The organism is Nocardioides massiliensis (assembly GCF_030811215.1).
GTDB lineage: Bacteria > Actinomycetota > Actinomycetes > Propionibacteriales > Nocardioidaceae > Nocardioides_A > Nocardioides_A massiliensis.
Genome location: NZ_JAUSQM010000001.1, coordinates 801,624 through 819,161, shown reverse-complemented (window position 1 = coordinate 819,161; position 17,538 = coordinate 801,624). Strand labels below are relative to the sequence as shown.

At 69.9% G+C, this 17,538-nt stretch carries 16 protein-coding genes; 7 read left to right on the top strand and 9 right to left on the bottom strand.

Annotated features, from left to right (window positions below):
* Positions 1 to 102 precede the first annotated feature (102 nt).
* Together J2S59_RS04160 and J2S59_RS04155 are read right to left on the bottom strand one after the other, a co-directional pair.
* Positions 103 to 1,203 carry an HNH endonuclease family protein gene (locus J2S59_RS04160; RefSeq protein ID WP_068119831.1) on the bottom strand — a complete coding sequence of 367 codons (1,101 nt, stop codon included), beginning with the start codon at positions 1,201 to 1,203 and terminating at the stop codon, positions 103 to 105.
* A gap of 118 nt (positions 1,204 to 1,321) precedes the next feature.
* Positions 1,322 to 2,296, bottom strand: a complete 975-nt coding sequence (locus J2S59_RS04155; protein ID WP_220138389.1) for an adenine-specific methyltransferase EcoRI family protein — start codon at positions 2,294 to 2,296, stop codon at positions 1,322 to 1,324.
* Positions 2,297 to 2,612: 316 nt separating this feature from the next.
* Between J2S59_RS04155 and J2S59_RS04150 the strand changes: the two genes are divergently transcribed.
* Positions 2,613 to 3,092, top strand: coding sequence for a hypothetical protein (locus J2S59_RS04150; RefSeq protein ID WP_068119833.1), 480 nt, complete (start codon positions 2,613 to 2,615; stop codon positions 3,090 to 3,092).
* Between the two features lie 43 nt (positions 3,093 to 3,135).
* Here J2S59_RS04150 and J2S59_RS04145 read toward each other — a convergent pair whose 3' ends face one another.
* From J2S59_RS04145 to J2S59_RS04130, 4 genes are all read right to left on the bottom strand, one after another.
* The gene (locus J2S59_RS04145) at positions 3,136 to 4,371 is read right to left on the bottom strand and encodes an IS110 family RNA-guided transposase (RefSeq protein ID WP_306824840.1); all 1,236 of its coding nucleotides are present in this window, start codon (positions 4,369 to 4,371) and stop codon (positions 3,136 to 3,138) included.
* A gap of 430 nt (positions 4,372 to 4,801) precedes the next feature.
* Positions 4,802 to 6,271 carry an MFS transporter gene (locus tag J2S59_RS04140; protein ID WP_246360336.1) on the bottom strand — a complete coding sequence of 490 codons (1,470 nt, stop codon included), beginning with the start codon at positions 6,269 to 6,271 and terminating at the stop codon, positions 4,802 to 4,804.
* Positions 6,272 to 6,317: 46 nt separating this feature from the next.
* A complete protein-coding gene (locus J2S59_RS04135; RefSeq protein ID WP_068121091.1) occupies positions 6,318 to 7,907 on the bottom strand; it encodes a phytoene desaturase family protein in 1,590 nt (529 codons plus the stop codon).
* A gap of 4 nt (positions 7,908 to 7,911) precedes the next feature.
* Positions 7,912 to 8,850: an SDR family NAD(P)-dependent oxidoreductase gene (locus J2S59_RS04130; protein WP_068121088.1), complete on the bottom strand. Its 939-nt coding sequence runs from the start codon at positions 8,848 to 8,850 to the stop codon at positions 7,912 to 7,914.
* 62 nt (positions 8,851 to 8,912) lie between these two features.
* On the opposite strand from J2S59_RS04130, the gene J2S59_RS04125 reads away from it, so the two are divergent.
* Both J2S59_RS04125 and J2S59_RS04120 read left to right on the top strand, forming a co-directional pair.
* Positions 8,913 to 9,473 (top strand): hypothetical protein, encoded by a 561-nt coding sequence (locus tag J2S59_RS04125; RefSeq protein WP_181641996.1) that lies wholly within the window; start codon positions 8,913 to 8,915, stop codon positions 9,471 to 9,473.
* A gap of 63 nt (positions 9,474 to 9,536) precedes the next feature.
* Positions 9,537 to 10,625 carry a TIGR03617 family F420-dependent LLM class oxidoreductase gene (locus J2S59_RS04120; RefSeq protein ID WP_068121083.1) on the top strand — a complete coding sequence of 363 codons (1,089 nt, stop codon included), beginning with the start codon at positions 9,537 to 9,539 and terminating at the stop codon, positions 10,623 to 10,625.
* On the opposite strand, the gene J2S59_RS04115 is transcribed toward J2S59_RS04120, so the two are convergent.
* Complete coding sequence (locus tag J2S59_RS04115) at positions 10,606 to 11,046, bottom strand: MarR family winged helix-turn-helix transcriptional regulator (RefSeq protein WP_068121081.1); 441 nt, start codon at positions 11,044 to 11,046, stop codon at positions 10,606 to 10,608. The genes J2S59_RS04120 and J2S59_RS04115 overlap by 20 nt on opposite strands.
* A gap of 52 nt (positions 11,047 to 11,098) precedes the next feature.
* Here J2S59_RS04115 and J2S59_RS04110 point away from each other — a divergent pair, with 52 nt between their 5' ends.
* The 4 genes from J2S59_RS04110 (at position 11,099) to J2S59_RS04095 (ending at position 15,242) form a co-directional block, all read left to right on the top strand.
* A complete protein-coding gene (locus J2S59_RS04110; protein WP_306824839.1) occupies positions 11,099 to 11,518 on the top strand; it encodes an organic hydroperoxide resistance protein in 420 nt (139 codons plus the stop codon).
* An 18-nt stretch (positions 11,519 to 11,536) separates the two neighbouring features.
* Complete coding sequence (locus tag J2S59_RS04105) at positions 11,537 to 12,430, top strand: AAA family ATPase (RefSeq protein ID WP_306824838.1); 894 nt, start codon at positions 11,537 to 11,539, stop codon at positions 12,428 to 12,430.
* Between the two features lie 2 nt (positions 12,431 to 12,432).
* A complete protein-coding gene (locus J2S59_RS04100; RefSeq protein ID WP_306824837.1) occupies positions 12,433 to 13,842 on the top strand; it encodes a vWA domain-containing protein in 1,410 nt (469 codons plus the stop codon).
* 122 nt (positions 13,843 to 13,964) lie between these two features.
* A complete protein-coding gene (locus tag J2S59_RS04095; RefSeq protein WP_246360316.1) occupies positions 13,965 to 15,242 on the top strand; it encodes a YncE family protein in 1,278 nt (425 codons plus the stop codon).
* Between the two features lie 49 nt (positions 15,243 to 15,291).
* On the opposite strand, the gene J2S59_RS04090 is transcribed toward J2S59_RS04095, so the two are convergent.
* On the bottom strand, positions 15,292 to 16,206 hold the full coding sequence (locus J2S59_RS04090; protein ID WP_068120737.1) for a hypothetical protein: 915 nt from the start codon (positions 16,204 to 16,206) through the stop codon (positions 15,292 to 15,294).
* Between the two features lie 100 nt (positions 16,207 to 16,306).
* Positions 16,307 to 17,518, bottom strand: coding sequence for a pyridoxal phosphate-dependent aminotransferase (locus tag J2S59_RS04085; protein ID WP_068120738.1), 1,212 nt, complete (start codon positions 17,516 to 17,518; stop codon positions 16,307 to 16,309).
* Positions 17,519 to 17,538: the final 20 nt, after the last annotated feature.

The window sequence follows — 17,538 nt, the reverse complement described above, 5'->3', positions numbered from 1 at the left end:
GCAGGACGCAGTGAGAGCGGGATAGGGCGGGCTACAGCGGAGGGGCGTGGGAATGTGTCGGCCCACGCTCACGCCACTGGTGCCGCAGTGGGTGAGTGGCGGCTAACGCTTGCCCTTGCTCCGGTTGTCGAAGAGGCACAGCATTTGGCAGTTCTCCGCGACCGTCTTCCCGCCCTCGTGCCACGGGGTGATGTGGTCGGCCTCCATGTCCTCGATGGCGAAGTGCTCTCCACACTTGACGCAGATGCCCTTCTGGCGCTCGTAGGCCTCGCGCTTCTGCTTGTCGTCAAAGGCACGCAGACTGAGGTGGCGCTCCTGCCCGTCGAGGAGGTAGGAGAAGATGCCGGACTTCTTCTTGACCTCCTCGTCCTCCATTAGCTCGGCCACTTGGGCGTCGAGCTTGGCGGGGTCGAGGGGCTTGTCGTTGAACTGGTTGTAGAGCTCTCCCCACGGCACGCCCTTCATCTCCCGGCGGTAGGTGGGATAGATGGCCCTTGCCCAGTCAATGACGCCGCGGAAGTAGTTCCACAGTTGGACGGCATTGGGGTCGTGCTGGTGCTTGGCCATGTAGGCCTCAACCTGGTCGCCACTAATCCACTTGATAGCGGTCTCGAGGTACTTCTGGCGGAGGTAGTCGCCCATGAGGTAGTCCCCGCCGACCTTGCTCGCGGGGCAACCACGCTTGCTGAAGTAGCGCTTGGCGTCAGTGATGTAGGGACCGGCGTAGACGGCGTTCCGCAACTCCTGGTTGGAGAGGGGCTCGCCCACGATGTTGATGGTCCTGAACCAGTCGAGCTTGTCGCTTGGTGAGCCGGTGCAGAAGTAAACGGTCAACTCGTAGTCGAGGATGCGCTTCTTCTCGTCCTCCTGGAGGTTGTGGAAGTAGCGCTGCTGAAAGGAGAAGTCGCCCTTGACGTACTGGCAGATGCTGATGGTGCGTTGCTGTCCGTCCATGACCTCAAAGGTGCGGGTGTCCCCGTCCTGGAGGTCGTCGCGCACCACCCAGTACATGACGTTGAGCGGGAAACCCTTGGTCAGCGTGTCGATGACCGCGTCGCGCTGCTTGTCCTTGTAGACGAACTCGCGCTGGTAGGGCGGACGGATGTCCAGTTGCCCGCCGTAGCCCACTACGCCCTGCTCGTCGTTGTCCTCATAGCCCTCTGTTAGCTCGCGGACGGTGATGTGCTTGAGCGTTATCTCCATTAGAGCCTCTTGTTCCGAATGAGGATGCGCGCGTACTTCTGTTCGTAGTAGGTGCCATCGACCTCGTAGTAGGTCTTTCCAGCGGGGGGCTGGTCGACCACCACCGCGGGGCCGTCGTTCAGTTTCGAGACCACCGTGCGTGCGCCGTTCGCGCTGACCTGAGTTTGTGCTGGATAGGTCTTCGTCGGGTTCCCGAGGGGCGCCTTGCGAGCCCCAGGATCTCGAACTGCTCAGGGTTGTGCTTCTGGAGGAAAGTAATCGGGACGCCCATAGTGCCTGAGTAGTCCGTAGGGATGTCCTCGGTTCGGGATACCTCGATGGCGTCGTAGTTGTCGTAGCGCGGGTAGAGCGTCGGGTCGAAGCTCTTGTAGAGGATGAGGTCCTCGTGGCGCTTCCTGATGTCGAGGTTCGTGAACCAGCAGGCGTTCCCCATGCTCCGCCACTTCTGCCCGTTCTCGTCCACCCAGTAGCGGGTCTCGCGGGCCTCGTAGTAGTCGGGCACGCGGAACTCCATGTGACCGTTGTTGTGCCCGAGCCACAGCTTGTTGGCTTGTATGAGTGGGAAAATCTCTTTGTAGGTGATGGCGTTGTGGTTCCCGATGACGATGAACTTCTTGTCGTGCTCCACCAACTGAGCGAGGTACTCACGAAATAGGCTGAACGGTGGGTTGGTAACCACGATGTCGGCCTGCTTGAGGAGGTCGATGGCCTCCCTGCTGCGGAAGTCCCCGTCTCCCTTGAGGGGCCTTATGCCTATCTCGTCTGGGTCGGGGACGCTGTTGCCGTTCTTGTCACCCTCGTACTGGAGGTAGACGGCTTCCTCGGAGTCGTTCTGGCTGAAGAGGTCCGCGTTCTGGCTCTTGTAGCAGGTAGCGATGAGCTTCTTGAGCCCGAGGGGTTCGAAGTTGTACGAGAAGTAGTGGAAGAAGTTGGAGACCCTGGGGTCGTCACAGTTGAGGTAGACCGTCTTGCCAGCGAAGTGGTGGCGGTAGTGCTTGAGCTCTTTTTCGATGTCAGTGAGCTGGGTGTAAAACTCGTCCTGTTTCGCGGTCTTGGCTGCTCGCAGGTGGTGGCGCTTCTGCTCGACGGTCAAGGTTCTCTCTCCGTTGCGGGGGTGCGTCAACCCTACGCGGACGCGCGGACACGGGTAGGGACTTCGGCCTCGGCAGGGTCCGCCGCGGTGAACGGTCCGCGGGCCGAAAAACGGCCTCCGTTGCGTGTCGCGTTGCGTGTCGTAGCGGGTTGAGCGGGCCCAAAACCCATCGTGACCTGCATGTTTACAAGTAGAGGTTGAAAACCCTCCGCCACCGCCACATCGAGATCGGCCCCTGAACTGCGCAGACGCGGTCCGGGGGCCGATCCTCGTTCCTGGTCGTTTGCCGAGGAGCCCGCGGCGGGAACCCTCGGGCATGGACACCAACGAGATCATCGTGCTGGTCGTCGTCATCGTCGTGGTGCTTGCCCTGATCGGGTTCGCGCTCGCGGCAGCACGACGCAAGCGGGCGGAGCAGAAGCGGGAGCAAGCACACGAGCTCCGGCAGCAGGCGGGGCTGAAGGCCGAGGAGGTCCTCGACCGGGAGCGGCACGCGCAACAGACCGGAGCCGAGGCGCAGCAGGCACGGGCGCGCGCACAGGCCGCGGCTGCGGAGGCCGAGCGGCGCGAGGCGGAGGCGGCGCGGATCGCCCGTGACGCCGACGCGCGCCGTGCGGAGCTCGGCTCGACGCTGGAGGAGGCCGAGCGCCTCGACCCGGACGCCGGCAAGGACGCGCGCCTCGACGAGCGCCCGGTCGACCATCACGAGGGGCCCGTCGACGGGGACGCTCACGCGGAGCGCCCTGCCACGCAGGCTGACGACCTCCCGCCCGAGAACGGTCGGCACCGCGCCTGAGCGTCTGTAAGGAAGGTTCCCGTGAGTGTCGTGGGGCCTCGGGTCAGCTGGCTGGTCGTAGTTCGACCTCGAGGCCGAGTGCGCGTAGTTGTTTGAGGGCTCGTCGTTTGATCTGGTCGGGGTGGCTGAGCTGGTAGTGATCAGCGCCGAGATCGCGATAGGCGACGTCGTCGGTGAGCATGTGCCAGACCGAGGTCAGGATGGAACGCTCGATCGCGACGATGGCCCGTAGGCGTCCGCGGCGGGCAGCGATGCGGCGATAGCGGGCGGCCAGGTAGGTGTTCTTGCTTTTGGACGCAGCGAGCGCTGCGCTTCCGAGCGCGCCTTTGAGGTAGGAGTCCCCGGGGCGAGTCGTGCCCTGTTTCTTGCGGCCTGCGGACTCGTTCTGGCCCGGCGCGACCCCCGCCCAGGCCGCTAGGTGTGCTGGGGAGGGGAAGTTGCTCATGTCGCCGCCGGTCTCGGCGATGATCACATCGGCCACGATCACCGAGACCCCGGGAATGGTGATCAGCAGGTCGCGGAGATGCCGAAAGGGTTCGATCATCACCTCGATCCGCTCATCGAGGGTGGCGATGGCTTGGTCGTGTTGTTCGATGCGGTCCAGGTGCAGACCGATCATGAACGCGTCGTGATCGCTGAACCGGCCGGTGAGGGCGTCGATGAGCTGGTCTCGCTTGGCGCGCATCGTGCCCAAAGCCAGGTCCGCCAGGACCTCGGGATCACGCTCACCAGCCACGAGGGCTTTGAGCATCCGACGGGCCGAGACACCGTTGAGGTTCGAGGCCACGACCGAGAGCTTGATCCCGGGTGATTCCAGCCGCTTCTCCAACCGGGTGGTCTCACGGACCCGCTCACGGGCGATGATCGTGCGAGTCCGGGTGAGGTCACGAAGTTGTCGAACCTGCGGCGGGGGCACGAACGAAGCACGCACCAGACCGTGCGCGGCCAGGTCGGCCAACCACACAGCATCGGAGACGTCACTCTTGCGACCCGGGATGTTCTTGACGTGGCCGGCGTTGGCCAAGATCAACTCGAACCCGGCGTCCTCGAGCAGGTAGTAGTAGGGCTTCCAGTAGTCGCTGGTGGACTCCATCAGCACGCAACTGACCTGCTCGGCGATCAGGTACTGGCGCAGATCCAAGATCTCGCGAGTCATCGATCCCCAGTCGCTGACCTCGGTGCTCGTGGCGCGAGCACCCGAACCCTGGACACGCACGCACACTTTCGCGCTCTTCTTGCCGATATCGATCCCGGCGCAACGCGAGTGAATGACTTCCATGACATCCCCTAGGACCCGGCGCCGACAACGCCACCAACGCCAGCAATGCCAGTGGCGCTGTCGAGCAGTGATGTGGACAGGCGTGTGCCGCGGGGAGGGCCAGAGGTCAGACGAAGTCTGTAAGACGTGCTCGATGGCGACAATCCGCGGTTCCCGCGGAGACCCTCCGCGCCAAGCTCGATAACAGGCTCCGCCCCGCCCTGCAGGGTCGAGGCAGTGGCGCTAGAGACAAACGGCTGCGGACCGCGACACACCCCCCAGTGTGATCCTCAGCAGTACTCAGCGGAAGACCCCCGCCGACCGGCCCCAACCCCCGCGGAACCTTCCCCCCACGCATCGGTGAGCGAAGCCACCAAAGAGCTCGATACACCCCCTCGTTCCTCGGGGGCACTCGACGACCGTGGGTCGGGGCACTCGACGACCGGAGGCCCTACTCCAGCTCGTCGACCTCGTGCTCGATCCGCTCCTCCGCTTCACGGCTGGCGCGGGCGGGGATGGCGAGCGCGACCAGCGCCGCCAGGATCGCCACGCCGGCGCCGATGAGGAGCGCGACACGGAAGCCGGTCTCGCTCGGGACGGCGACACCGCCGAAGTCGACGGTGAGCTGGATGAGCACCGCGGCCATCACGGCCGAGGCGAACGTCGTCCCGACCGAGCGCATGAGCGAGTTGACGCTGTTGGCCGATCCGGTCTCCGAGAGCGGCACGGAGCCCATGATCAGGGCGGGCAGGGCGCCGTACGCCAACCCGACCCCGGCACTGGCGACGCCGTTGGTGACGGCGAGGCCCCACGGCGAGCCCATCAGCAGTACGGCGAGGGCGTACCCCGCCGCGATCACGGCCGATCCGACCGCCAGGGTGATCCGGGGACTGGTGAGCCGCGAGAGGCGGGCTCCGAACGGGGAGACGATGGTCATCACCAGTCCGCCGGGGAGCATCCACAGCCCCATCGCGACCATGCTCTGCCCCAGGCCGTAGCCGGTCTCGACCGGCAGCTGCAACAGCTGCGGCACGACCAGCGTCTGGGCGAACATCGCGAACCCCAGCACGAGACCGGCGACGTTGGTGAGCAGCACGACCGGACGTGCGGTCACGCGCAGGTCGACCAGCGGGTGGTCGGAGCCGAGCTCGAAGCGCCCCCAGATCAGCAGCACCACCACCGCGGCGACCAGGCAGCCGAGGGTGGGTGCGCTGGTCCATCCCCACTCGCCGCCCTGGGAGATCCCGAGCAGCAGACAGACCAGACCGGTCCCGAGTCCGAGTGCGCCGACGACGTCGAACCGTCCGCGCGCCCCCACAGGCGCGGCAGGGACCAGCACGAGGATCAGGACGCCGACGAGGATCGCGAGCACGGTCGCTCCCCAGAAGAGCAGGTGCCAGTCGCCGTACTCCGCAACGGCAGCAGCGGTGGGCAGCCCGAGGCCGCCGCCGATTCCCATGGCCGCGCTCATGACGGCGATCGAGGGTCCGAGCCGGTCGGCGGGGACGACGTCGCGCATCGCCGCGATGCCGAGCGGCACGAGCCCCATGCCGACCCCCTGGAGCCCGCGCCCGACGATCATCGGCGCCGCGGTCTCGCTGAGCGCGCAGACGGCCGAGCCGATCGCCAGCACGACGGTGCAACCGAGCATCACCCGGCGCTTGCCGTAGAGGTCGCCGAGCCGCCCGCTGACGGGCGTGGCGACAGCCGCGGTCAGGAGGGTGGCGGTGACGACCCACGAGGCCGTGGCTGACGAGGTGTCCAGCAGGCGGGGGAGGTCACCGAGGAGCGGCACCACCAGCGTCTGCATGAGCGCCGCGGTGATGCCGGCCAGGACGAGGACGACGACGACGGCGTTGGGGTTTGCCGCACGCACCGTGCGCGAGCCCGACGCCGCGGTCTCGTCGAGCACGGAGGTCACGAACCTGCAAGATACAGACGTTGCGGGCCCGAGGGGCGGAGTTGGCTCAGCGACCGGGCACCAGGCGGCGGACGCGCCGGTGCGCGACTGCCGCCCGAGCGGCGTTCATCCCGCACGCGCCGTGCACCCCACCACCGGGGTGGGCGGAGGCGGAGCCGAGGTAGAGACCGGCGATCGGGCTCTCCGTGCGGCCCCACCCGGGGACCGGGCGGAAGACCAGCTGCTGGTGGAGCTGGGAGGTGCCGCCGTTGAGACCGCCGCCGATCAGGTTGGCGTTGCGCGCCTCCATCTCTCGAGGGCCCAGGACGCGGCGAGCCACGACACGCGAGCCGAAGCCCGGGGCCAGCCGCTCGATCCGCGCCTGCATCCGGTCGGCGAAGCGCTCGCACTCGTCGCTGTCCCACCTGCCCGTGACCGGGTCGTCGCCGAGATCGCGATCGACCTGCTGCGGGACGTGGGTGTAGGCCCACAGCGACTCCGTGCCTGCGGGGGAGCGGGTCGGGTCGCTGGTCGTCATCTGCCCGGCCAGCATGAACGGCTGCGGGGGGATCGTGCGGGCGTTGACGTGGTGCAGGGCGTCGGCGGCCTCCTCGACGGAGTCGGCGACGTGGAAGGTCCCGGGCGCGTACGGCGGCTCGACCTGCCACGGCACCGGGCCGTCGAGCGCCCAGTCGACCTTGACGGTGCCGGGGTCCATCTCGAAGGAGCCCATCGCCCGCAGCGTCCGCGCGGGGAGGTCCTCGGCCGGGACCAGCCCGCCGTAGAGCTGCGGGGCCGTGACGTCGGCGACCACCGCATGGCGTACGGCGTACCGCTCACCGTCAGTCGTGCGTACGCCGACCGCCCGACCGCCGGCGACCTCGATCCGGGCCACCTCGGCGTTGCACCGGATCTCGCCGCCCAGGGACCGCACCCGGCTCGCCATCGCCTGGGTGAGCATGCCCGCACCACCCTCCGGCACCGGGTAGCCCACCGTCTGCCCGAGCATCGTCAGCAGGATGCCCATCAGGCCCGACCCCGGGGATCCGAGCGGGATGTCGGCGTGCCCGGCGTTGCCGGCGAGCAGGAGCCGTGGCGCGGCCCCGCCGAAGCGGAGGCGACCGAAGTCCGCCACCGGCGTGAGCAGGTCCTTCACAAACTGCAGGCCGCCCACCGAGCGCAGCTTCGTCAGCGCGGAGATGCCCGGCCGCACGGGCGGGAACGGCGTGAGCAGGGCGGCGATGAGCGTGTCGCCGATGCGATCCCACGTCGCGCACAGCTCCAGCCATGCGTCGCCGTCACCGGGATGCTGGGCATCCATCAGGGAGGCGGTCACGTCCCGGTCGCGGTGGAGCATCGCCCACTGGCCGTCGGGCAGCGGATGACCGAGCACGCCGGGCGCGTGCCGCCATCGCAGGCCGTGCTCCTCCAACCGGAACGACTGGATGGTCGGGGAGCCCGCTGCCAACGGGTAGAAGGCGCTGAACGTGTCGTGCACGTAGTCGGGGTGGACCTCCCGGTCGCTGCGCACCGCGCCCCCGACGTCGGGCTGCGCCTCGAGCACGAGCACGGACCAGCCGCGGTCGAGCAGATGGTTGGCGGCGACGAGGCCGTTGGGACCGGCCCCGACGACGACCGCGTCGTACGTCGTGGTCATCGGCTCAGACTCCCAGGTGGGTGAGCAGGTTGCGAGCGATGCCGATGATGGCGTTGCCCTGGTCGCCGTGGACCTGGTTGCCGTCTGGTTGCGACTCCAGCACGTTGCCGGTGTGGGGGTCCACGGGCCGGGTCCGGTCGATCGCGCCGTGCTGGAAGAAGGGCCCGATGATGGCGTCGTACACCATCGGCAGCGCGGTCGCGCCGATCCGGATGACCTGGTTGGACAGCAGCAGCTGCGAGGGGCGGGGCAGGTCGCTGCTGATCCGCGCGAGGATCTGGGCGGCCACCCGCTCCGGGCTGGCGGTCGGTGGCGGGGGTCGGCCCTCGAAGCCGTCGTAGTTGGCCGCCTGCTGGTAGATCGGGGTGTCGACGCCACCGGGGGCGACGTAGGAGATCCGGACTCCGCGCTTGTCGGCGTTCTCCAGCTTCAGCTGCCGGGCGAGGGCGTGCACGCCCCACTTGCTCAGGACGTACGGCGTCATGCCTGGCACCGTGATGTGGCCGACGACCGAGCCGACCAGCGTGAGGGTGCCGGCGTCCTGGTGACGCAGCACGGGGATGACGTGACGCGCGACGTTGACCGAGCCGATCAGGTTGGTGCGCAGTACGCCGTCGAAGACCTCGGGAGGCACGTCCTCGACCCGGCCGTAGGCGACCACGCCGGCGCAGTTGACGAAGGCGTCGATCCGGTCGTGCTGGTCGAGAACGGCGGTGACGAGGGCGCGTACGGCGGCGTCGTCCCCGACGTCGGTGGGGACCACGAGCGTCGAGGCCGCACCCGCCTCGGCACACTCCTGCTCCGCGAGTGCGAGCGCGTCGGCGCCGCGAGCGGCCAGGACGACGTGGGCCCCGGCGGCAGCGGCGGCGACGACCGTCGCGCGTCCGATGCCGCTCGACGCGCCGGTCACGACGATGACCTCGCCTGGTCGTGGATGGCTCATGGGGGTGTCCTACCCGTCGTGCATCGAGCCAACCGGTGGCGGTGTGGCTCTACGCTCGGCCCATGGACGTACGGGGGGCACGACCAGGAGGCCGTGCCGGTTCGCGGGTGTCGGTCGCGCTGGTCGCCTTGGTCGCGGTAGTGACAGCGGGCTGTTCGGGCGAGGAGGAGCCGGCACCCCCGGAATCCGCCGGGCCGTCCGTGGTCGCGGCGTTCTGCGACCACGCGTTCGACGGCGCGCTCGACGTGGACGCAGCGCGCCCACACGGCCAGCAGGTCACCACGGAGCTGAGGACCGAGGGACGCCCGCAGACCGACTTCTCCGGCGAGCCGGGGATCGGGGTCAACGGAGAGGCGCTCTGCGTCCGCGGTCACTTCGAGCTCTCCACGCCGCGCTGGCGGGTCGTCGACATCCGCTACGCCGTCGAGCTGGTGAGCCCGGATCCGAGGAACCCGCTGATCCCGCACACCTACGAGCTGCGACAGGTCGAGGACTACAACGTCCTCATCGCGCCCGAGACGCCGTGCGGCGACGTGACGTGGACCTACCGGCTGCGCGGACCCGGTGGCGCCACCGAGACCTGGACCGGCACGTCGCGCCACGGCCTCGACTGTCCTGCCTGACGCCCGCTTCCGCTGACCGGGACCGGGACGCGCAGCGGCGGCACCGGTTGGGAGGTTGCGGCGGTGACCGACACGAGCCTCGCCGCCCCGACCACCCTCGAGGTGTCGGTGACCCTGCCGCCCGACGCCCCGCTCCGCGACGTGGCAGCGCTGGCGCGGCGGGCCGAGCGGCTCGGCGTCGACACCGTGCAGGTCGCCGAGACCATGCACGACCCGTTCGTGGTCAGCACGCTGGTCCTGGAGCACACGGCGCGGCTGCGCGTGCGGACCAGCATGGTCGTCGCCTTCGCCCGCAGCCCGATGCTCACGGCGTACGCCGCCTGGGACCTCGCCCGCTTCTCCGACGGCCGCTTCGACCTCGGCCTGGCCACGCAGGTGCGCGGCAACATCGTCGACCGCTACTCCGCCACCTGGGTCGACCCGGTCGGTCAGCTGCGGGACTACGTGGCGTCGGTGCGGGCGATCTTCGCGGCGTTCCAGGGCCTGCGCCCGCTGGAGCACGAAGGCCCGCACTACGCCTTCCGGCGGCTGCAGCCGTACTTCAGCCCCGGCCCTCTCGACGTGCCCGCGCCGCGGCTCTGGACCGGTGGGGTCGGGCCGGCCATGTGTGCGCTCGCCGGGGAGGTCGCCGACGGGTTCGTCGCACACCCGACCGCCTCCCACCCCCGCGTGCTGACCGACCTGCTCGCCCCCGACCTCGAGCGCGGTGCGGCCCGGTCGGGGCGCAACCGCGAGGGGCTGCAGGTCGTCGCCAACGTACGTCCGTTCGTCGGGCGCACTGACGCCGAGGTGGACGCCGCCCGGGACGCCGGACGGCAGGAGGCGGCCTTCCTCTACGCCACGCCGGCCTACCGCCGACAGCTCGACCTGTTGGGGTACGGCGATCTCGGCGAGCGGCTGAGCGCGATGGCCGCGGCGAAGCAGTGGGACGGCCTCTCCGACGTCCTCACCGATGAGGTCGTCGCGGACCTGGTGGTCCACGCGACGTACGCCGAGCTGCCCGCGGTGCTTGCCGAGCGGTACGCCGGCCGGTGCGCCGGGGTGAACCTGGCTCTCCCTGCCGATGCCGCTGACGACGACGCCTTCGCCGCCGCGATCGCCGCGATCCGGCAGCTGCCCTCCGGGGCGCCGTTCAGGCCGGCAGGGCCCTGAGGATCCCGTCGAGGAGGCGACGCAGGTCGGAGGCGTCCTCGGCGGTGAGGTCGAGGCGCTCCCAGAGCCGGCCGGGCACCTCGGCGACGCGGTCCTGCAGGGCGCGCCCGGTGTTGGTCAGCACCACCCGCACCCGGCGCTCGTCGGCGGGGTCGCGCTCCCGGTGGACGTGACCCGCAGCCTCCAGGCGCTTCATCACCGGCGTGAGCGTGCCGGAGTCCAGGCGCAGGCGGCGTCCGACCTCCCCGATGGTCAGCGGCTCGTCCGCGCTCCACAGCGTGAGCAGGCAGAGGTACTGCGGGTAGGTGAGCCCGACCTCGTCGAGGAGGTCGGCGTACTGCCCGGTCACGGCGCGTGCGGCGGCGTAGAGCGGGAAGCAGAGCTGGGCGTCGAGGTCGAGCTGCGGGTGGGCGGACGGCATCGCCCCACGGTACCGCTTGCGTCATTCAATCGCGCACAATATGTTTGCGCACATGACAAAAACGCTCTATACCGCCACCGCCGTTGCCACCGGGGACGGCCGCAACGGCCACATCCAGAGCAGCGACCAGGTCCTCGACCTCGACGTCCGCATGCCCACCGAGCTCGGAGGACCGGGCGGGGCCACCAACCCCGAGCAGCTCTTCGCCGCCGGGTACGCCGCGTGCTTCCACTCCGCCCTGCGCCTGGTCGCCAAGGGCCAGGGCGCCGATGTCGAGGAGTCCGAGGTCGTCGCCGACGTGTCCCTGCTGCCGACCGAGGCCGGGGGCTTCCAGCTCGCGGTCGGGCTCGAGGTGACCCTGCCCCGCGTCGAGCGCGAGGCCGCCGAGCGGCTCGTCGAGCAGGCCCACCAGGTCTGCCCGTACTCCAACGCCACCCGTGGCAACGTCGAGGTCACCCTCACCGTCGCGTGAGTGCGTAGGCTCACGCAGGTGAGCACCGTGCCGCCACCCGAGAAGCTGTTCGCCAGCCCCGCCGACGCCGCCGAGCGGCTGGAGGGCGTGGGCTACCTCACCGACGCGGCGACGGCCACGACCGTCTATCTCGCCGCCGCCCTCGGCAAGCCGCTGCTGCTCGAGGGCCCGGCGGGCGTCGGCAAGACCGAGCTGGCGAAGGCGGTCGCCGCCGCGACGGAGTCCGCCTTGGTCCGGCTGCAGTGCTACGAGGGTCTCGACGAGGCACGCGCGCTGTATGAGTGGAACTACAAGAAGCAGCTGCTGCGCATCCAGGCCGGCGCCGGGGACGGGGCCCAGGAGTGGGACGCCGTCCACGACGACATCTTCACCGAGGAGTTCCTCCTCACCCGTCCGCTGCTGACCGCGATCCGGCGGAGCGAGCCGACCGTGCTGCTGATCGACGAGGTCGACAAGACCGACGTCGAGGTCGAGGGCCTGCTGCTCGAGGTGCTCAGCGACTTCCAGGTCACCATCCCCGAGATGGGGACCGTCTCCGCCGTACGCCGCCCCTTCGTCGTGCTCACCTCCAACGCCACGCGCGAGCTGTCGGAGGCGATCAAGCGGCGCTGCCTCTACCTACACCTCGACTACCCCGACGCCGAGCGCGAGCTGGCGATCATCACCTCGCGTGTGCCGGAGATCCGGGCGGCGCTGGCCGAGGAGCTCGTGCGGCTGGTCGCCACCCTGCGCGGGCTGGAGCTGAAGAAGTCGCCGTCGATCGCGGAGTCCGTCGACTGGGCCGAGACCCTGATCGCGCTGGGCACGCAGGACCTTGACGCCGACGCGATCCGCCAGACCCTCGGAGTCGTCCTCAAGCACGCCTCCGATCACGACCGGGTGATCCGCGAGCTGAAGCTCGACCGGGTCTGACCATGGGTCTGGTCGAGCGCCACGTCGACTTCGTCGAGGCGTTGCGGCGTGCCGGGATGCCGGTCTCGCTGGCCGAGGACCTCGACGCCGTGCGCGCCGTGACGGCCGTGGGGCTGGCCGACCGTGAGGCGCTGCGGGCGGCGTACGCCGCGACGGTGGTGAAGCGACCCATGCACCGCGCCGCCTTCGACACCCTCTTCGACCTGTGGTTCCCGGCCGTGAGCGGCGGACCCCGGATCCCCGATGCGCGGGACGAGGAGGCGCAGGACGGTGGGCGCGGCCCCGACGCGCCACCGGCCGGCGTACCCGACGACGGCGCCGCGCTCGGCAACTTCCGCGACCGGCTGGCGGAGCAGCTGGAGCAGGGCAGTGAAGCCGACCTCGCGGCTCTCGCGGCCGAGGCGGTGGGGCGGTTCGGGCCGGTGCGCGGCCGCGGACCCGGTCAGCAGGCCTGGTCGGCCTACACCGTGATGTCGCGCGTCCAGCCCGAGCAGCTGGTCGAGCAGCTGCTGCAGGCCCTGATCGCCCAGCCGGGCGAGAGCCTCGACGCCGTCGTCCGCGAGCGGGCGATGCGCACGGCCGCGCGGCGGTTCACCGAGCTCGTCGAGGCGGAGGTGCGCCGCCTGACCGCGGAGGAGCGCGGCGAGGAGCACGTCGCCAAGCACAGCGTGCGCCCGAGCATCGAGCAGATCGACTTCCTGCGAGCGCGCCGCGCCGACCTCGACGCGATGCGCCGTGAGATCTACCCGCTCGCCCGGCGGCTCGCCACGCGCCTGGCGCGCGAGCACCACAGCACCCGTCGCGGATCGCTGGACTTCCGCCGCACCGTGCGGGCCTCGGTCGGCACCGGTGGCGTCCCGGTCGTCACCCACCACCGACCGCGCCGTCCCCACAAGCCCGAGCTGGTCGTGCTCTGCGACGTGTCGGGCTCGGTGGCGCCGTTCGCCCAGTTCACGCTCGGGCTGGTCTTCGCGCTGCGCGAACAGTTCACCAAGGTGCGGGCGTTCACCTTCGTCGACGACGTCACCGAGGTCACCGACGTGTTCCGGCCCGGCGGCGACCTCGCCGAGACGATGACCGAGCTGTCCGCGCGAGCGAGGTACGCCGCGCTGTGGGGGCGTACGTCGTACGGCCGGGCGTTCACGAAGTTCGTGGAGAAGTACCCCGACGCCATCGGTCCGCGCACGTCCCTGCTCGTCCTGGGCGACGCCCGCAGCAACTACGGCGACCTCGGGCTCCCGCACCTGCGGACCATGGTCGGCGCGGCCAAGCACGCGTGGCTGATCAACCCCGAGGCGAAGACGATGTGGGACACCGGCGACTCCGCGGTCAGCGCGTTCGCCGAGATCCTCCAGGTCGCGGAGTGTCGGAACCTCGCGCAGCTGAGCGAGTTCGTGCACGAGCTGACATAGTCGGGGTCTGGGGCGGAGCCCCAGCGGGGGCACTCGGGGGCGGAGCCCCCGAGCGTGCGGTAACCTCCGCCCAGAGCCCTCGTTGGTCATGAGAACGCGTTCTCGACCTGGGAGGTCCCTCCGTGTCCCGCGCCCTCGTCCGACTGCTGGTCCCTGCTCTGGCCACAGCCCTCGCCGCCGTGCTGGCCGTGAGCGGGTCCATCGCCCCCGCGCAGGCCGCGCCGACGTACCAGAAGGGGGAGAAGGGGACGCAGCCGTTCGTCTTCGTCGGCAACAACTGGGCGGGCACCGCCGACGTCCTGCGGCCGGGGTCGTTCCGTCGGGTCGCACGGATCAACATCGTCCCCGACCGGGCCGAGCGGATGCGCGAGATCATGTTCAACCCCGTGCGCCTGGGCTTCTTCCTGGGTGTGCGGATCCTGATCGGTGAGGGCAACGACCAGTTCGTCGACGACATGTACACCAGCAACGACGGCCGGCTCCTGGTCGTGTCGCGGCCGAGCTTCGCCGACGTGGTGGCGATCAGCCTGCGCACCAAGAAGATCGTGTGGCGCTTCCCCGTGGCCGGTCAGCGCTCGGACCACATGGCGGTGTCGCCCGACGGCAAGCACGTCGCGGTGTCGGCGTCCACCGGCAACGTGGTCCACATCCTCGACATCAAGACCGGCAAGGAGGTACGCCGCCTCCCGTCGGGTGACTCCCCGCACGAGAACATCTACTCCCGCGACGGCAAGCGGCTCTTCCACGCCAGCATCGGCTACGTCTACACCCCGCTCGACCACGCCGGTGCACTGCTCGACTCGACCAAGGGCGAGCGGGTCTTCCAGATCTTCGACACCCGCACCGGCAAGCCGGTCGAGATCATCCCGGTCAAGCAGAAGCTGCGTGAGGCGGGCCTGGGCCACCTGTCGTCGGCCGTCCGCCCGATGACGCTGTCGCCCGACGAGCGGTTCATCTACTTCCAGGTGTCGTTCTTCCACGGGTTCCTCGAGTACGACCGCACGAAGCAGAAGATCACCCGGGTCAAGAAGCTGCCCAACCGGGTCAAGCACCTGCCGCGCGAGCTCTACCTGCTCGACTCCGCCCACCACGGCATCGCGCTCAACCCGGCAGGCAAGCGGTTCTGCGTCGCCGGCACGATGTCGGACTACGTCGCGATCGTCGGCCGCAAGAAGCTGCGCACGCTGAAGACCCACGTCAACGCCGGCGGCAAGCCCTACTGGGTCACCCCGAGCGCCGACGGCAAGTTCTGCTACATCTCCTGGTCCGGCACCGACGAGGTCTCCAAGATCTCCTACCGCACCGGCGAGATCGTCAAGACCACCAAGGTCGGCAACCACCCGCAGCGTGTGCGCAACGGCTTCATCCGCAAGAACCTCGTCGCCGGCCTGCGCGGCTGACCCCGGACGTCATACGTCCGGCGAGCTATAGGTCGCCGGGCGTATGACGTCAGCGGATGCGGCCGAGCGGGGTGATCTTCATGTAGTCGTGGCCGCGGACGTGGAAGTTGACGCTCACGGTCAGGTCCTTGCCGCGCGCCGGCGCCTTCACGAACCGCCGGCTGCCGTCCTTGAGGTGCTTGCGGAAGTACGCCGTGCGGGGGACCTCCAGCCAGGTGTCACACATCGTGCCGCGAGCGTCGGCATCGAGCGCGGGGCGCCCCGGCCAGGTGACCTCGAAGCCGAAACCGCAGCTCGGACGGCCCTGCGCGTCCTGGGCGCCGACCGCGCGGAGCTTGGCGCCGACCCGCGCCCGCCCGGAGATGCGACCGAAGGATCGGATGTGCGGCGCCATCGCCTGGGCGGGCGACTTCTTGAAGGCGGCGTTCAGGGGGCGCTTGGCGTCGTACTCCGGCGCCCAGAAGAGGCCCTTGTGCCGGCGGTAGCCGCCGTTGCAGCCCAGCCGGAACCCGGACCCGCCGTCGGTGATCGTCCACCGCAGGGTCTTGCGTCCCTTGCTCCGCAGCGAGATCTCCCAGCGGGCGAAGGGTCCGCCCTTGGGCGGAAGGTTGAGCGACAGGCCCGCGCGGGTGCGCCACGGCTCTCTGCCCACCTTGGCCGAGGTCTGCGAGGCGTAGGTCTGGTAGGCGACCCGGCCCTTGCAGTCGATCAGGCGACCGCGCAGCACGCTGTGGAACGGCAGGGGGTAGTCGCGCTCGGGGTGAACGAGGTCCAGGCTGAGGAAGTGCGAGTCGTCGTTGAAGACCGAGTGGTCCAGCTCGATCCGCCCGAACCAGTACTCCTGCTCGAACTGCTCGTACTCCGCCGTCGGCGCCGCTGCTGCCGGCGCGGAGAAGGACGTCATGCTCAACGCGGTGGCGACGAGCGCGAGCGCGGTGAGCAGGGCAGGGAGGGTGCGCTTCACGGAGGCCACCTGGGGGTGCGGGAGTCGGGCTTGGTGATTATGGCGACCCCGGCCACGACGTCATGCGTTTTCCGCGCTATTGCAGCAAAGACGTATGACGTCAGCGGCCGGAGCGGGGCAGCCAGCCGTCGAGCCGCTCCAGCGCCGCGGTGATCTCCGTGGCGCTGCCGGCGAACGACATCCGCACGAACCGGTTGCCGACGGCCGTGTCGAAGTCGATGCCCGGAGCGGTGGCGACGCCGGTCTCGGCCAGCAGCCGGCGCGACCATGCCATCGAGTCGTCGGTGAGGTGGCCGATGTCGGCGTACACGTAGAACGCCCCGTCGGCGGGCGCGAGCCGGTCGATGCCGAGGCGCGGCAGCCCGTCGAGGAGCAGCGCGCGGTTGGTCGCGTAGCGCGCGACGTGGGCGTCGCACTCGGCGTACGACGCCTCGTCGAAGGCGGCCAGTGCGGCGTGCTGCGACAGCACCGGCGGGCAGATCGTGAAGTTGCCGGTGAGCACGTCGACCGGGCGGCGCAGGTCCTCGGGCACGAGCATCCACCCGATGCGCCAGCCGGTCATGGAGAAGTACTTCGAGAACGAGCAGAACACGACGCCGGTGCGCGACGTCTGCCAGGCGGTGGCCCGCGCCGGTCCAGTCGCCGCGCTCGCGGGCGTCTCGGCGTACTCGATGCCGTGGTAGATCTCGTCGCTGATCAGCCGGACCCCACGCTCCTCGCACCACCGTGCCAGGGCAGCGAGCTCGTCGGGGCGCAACATCGTGCCGGTGGGGTTGGCGGGGCTCGCCACGACCAGTCCGTCGAGCGGCTCGTCGAGGTCCTCGAGCTGCGCGACGGTGGGCTGGAAGCGGGTCTCCGGACCGCAGTCGAGCTCGATGACCTCGCAGCCCAGGGCGGTCAGCACGTTGCGGTAGCAGGGGTAGCCCGGCCGGGCGATCCCCACGCGGGCTCCCACCTCGAACGCCGCGAGGAACGCGAGCAGGAAGCCGCCGGAGGAACCGGTCGTCACGACGACCTCGTCGGCGGAGACCTCGATGCCGTAGGTGCGGCGGTGGTGCTCGGCGATCGCCTGGCGCAGCTCCGGCAGGCCGGTGGCGACGGTGTAGCCCAACAGCGACTCGTCCAGCGCTCGCTTCGCCGCCTCCCGCACGGGCGTCGGCGCCGGCGTCGACGGCTGGCCCGCGACCAGGTTGAGGACGTCGCCGTGGGTGCGCCCGCGCTCCCCGGCCGCCGCGAGCAGGTCCATCACGTGGAACGGGGGTACGTCGGCGCGGCTGGCCGCCGCGAAGCGCTGAGCGTCTGCGGAACTCATGGGGCCACTGTGCCCCACGC

Excerpts from the sequence above, each read along its gene's own strand:
- J2S59_RS04115 (WP_068121081.1), bottom strand. The coding sequence starts at position 11,046 with ATGCCGTCCGCCCACCCGCAGCTCGACCTCGACGCCCAGCTCTGCTTC.
- J2S59_RS04100 (WP_306824837.1), top strand. The coding sequence starts at position 12,433 with ATGGGTCTGGTCGAGCGCCACGTCGACTTCGTCGAGGCGTTGCGGCGT.
- J2S59_RS04125 (WP_181641996.1), top strand. The coding sequence starts at position 8,913 with ATGGACGTACGGGGGGCACGACCAGGAGGCCGTGCCGGTTCGCGGGTG.
- J2S59_RS04160 (WP_068119831.1), bottom strand. The coding sequence starts at position 1,203 with ATGGAGATAACGCTCAAGCACATCACCGTCCGCGAGCTAACAGAGGGC.
- J2S59_RS04085 (WP_068120738.1), bottom strand. The coding sequence starts at position 17,518 with ATGAGTTCCGCAGACGCTCAGCGCTTCGCGGCGGCCAGCCGCGCCGAC.
- J2S59_RS04130 (WP_068121088.1), bottom strand. The coding sequence starts at position 8,850 with ATGAGCCATCCACGACCAGGCGAGGTCATCGTCGTGACCGGCGCGTCG.
- J2S59_RS04145 (WP_306824840.1), bottom strand. The coding sequence starts at position 4,371 with ATGGAAGTCATTCACTCGCGTTGCGCCGGGATCGATATCGGCAAGAAG.
- J2S59_RS04110 (WP_306824839.1), top strand. The coding sequence starts at position 11,099 with ATGACAAAAACGCTCTATACCGCCACCGCCGTTGCCACCGGGGACGGC.
- J2S59_RS04135 (WP_068121091.1), bottom strand. The coding sequence starts at position 7,907 with ATGACCACGACGTACGACGCGGTCGTCGTCGGGGCCGGTCCCAACGGC.
- J2S59_RS04150 (WP_068119833.1), top strand. The coding sequence starts at position 2,613 with ATGGACACCAACGAGATCATCGTGCTGGTCGTCGTCATCGTCGTGGTG.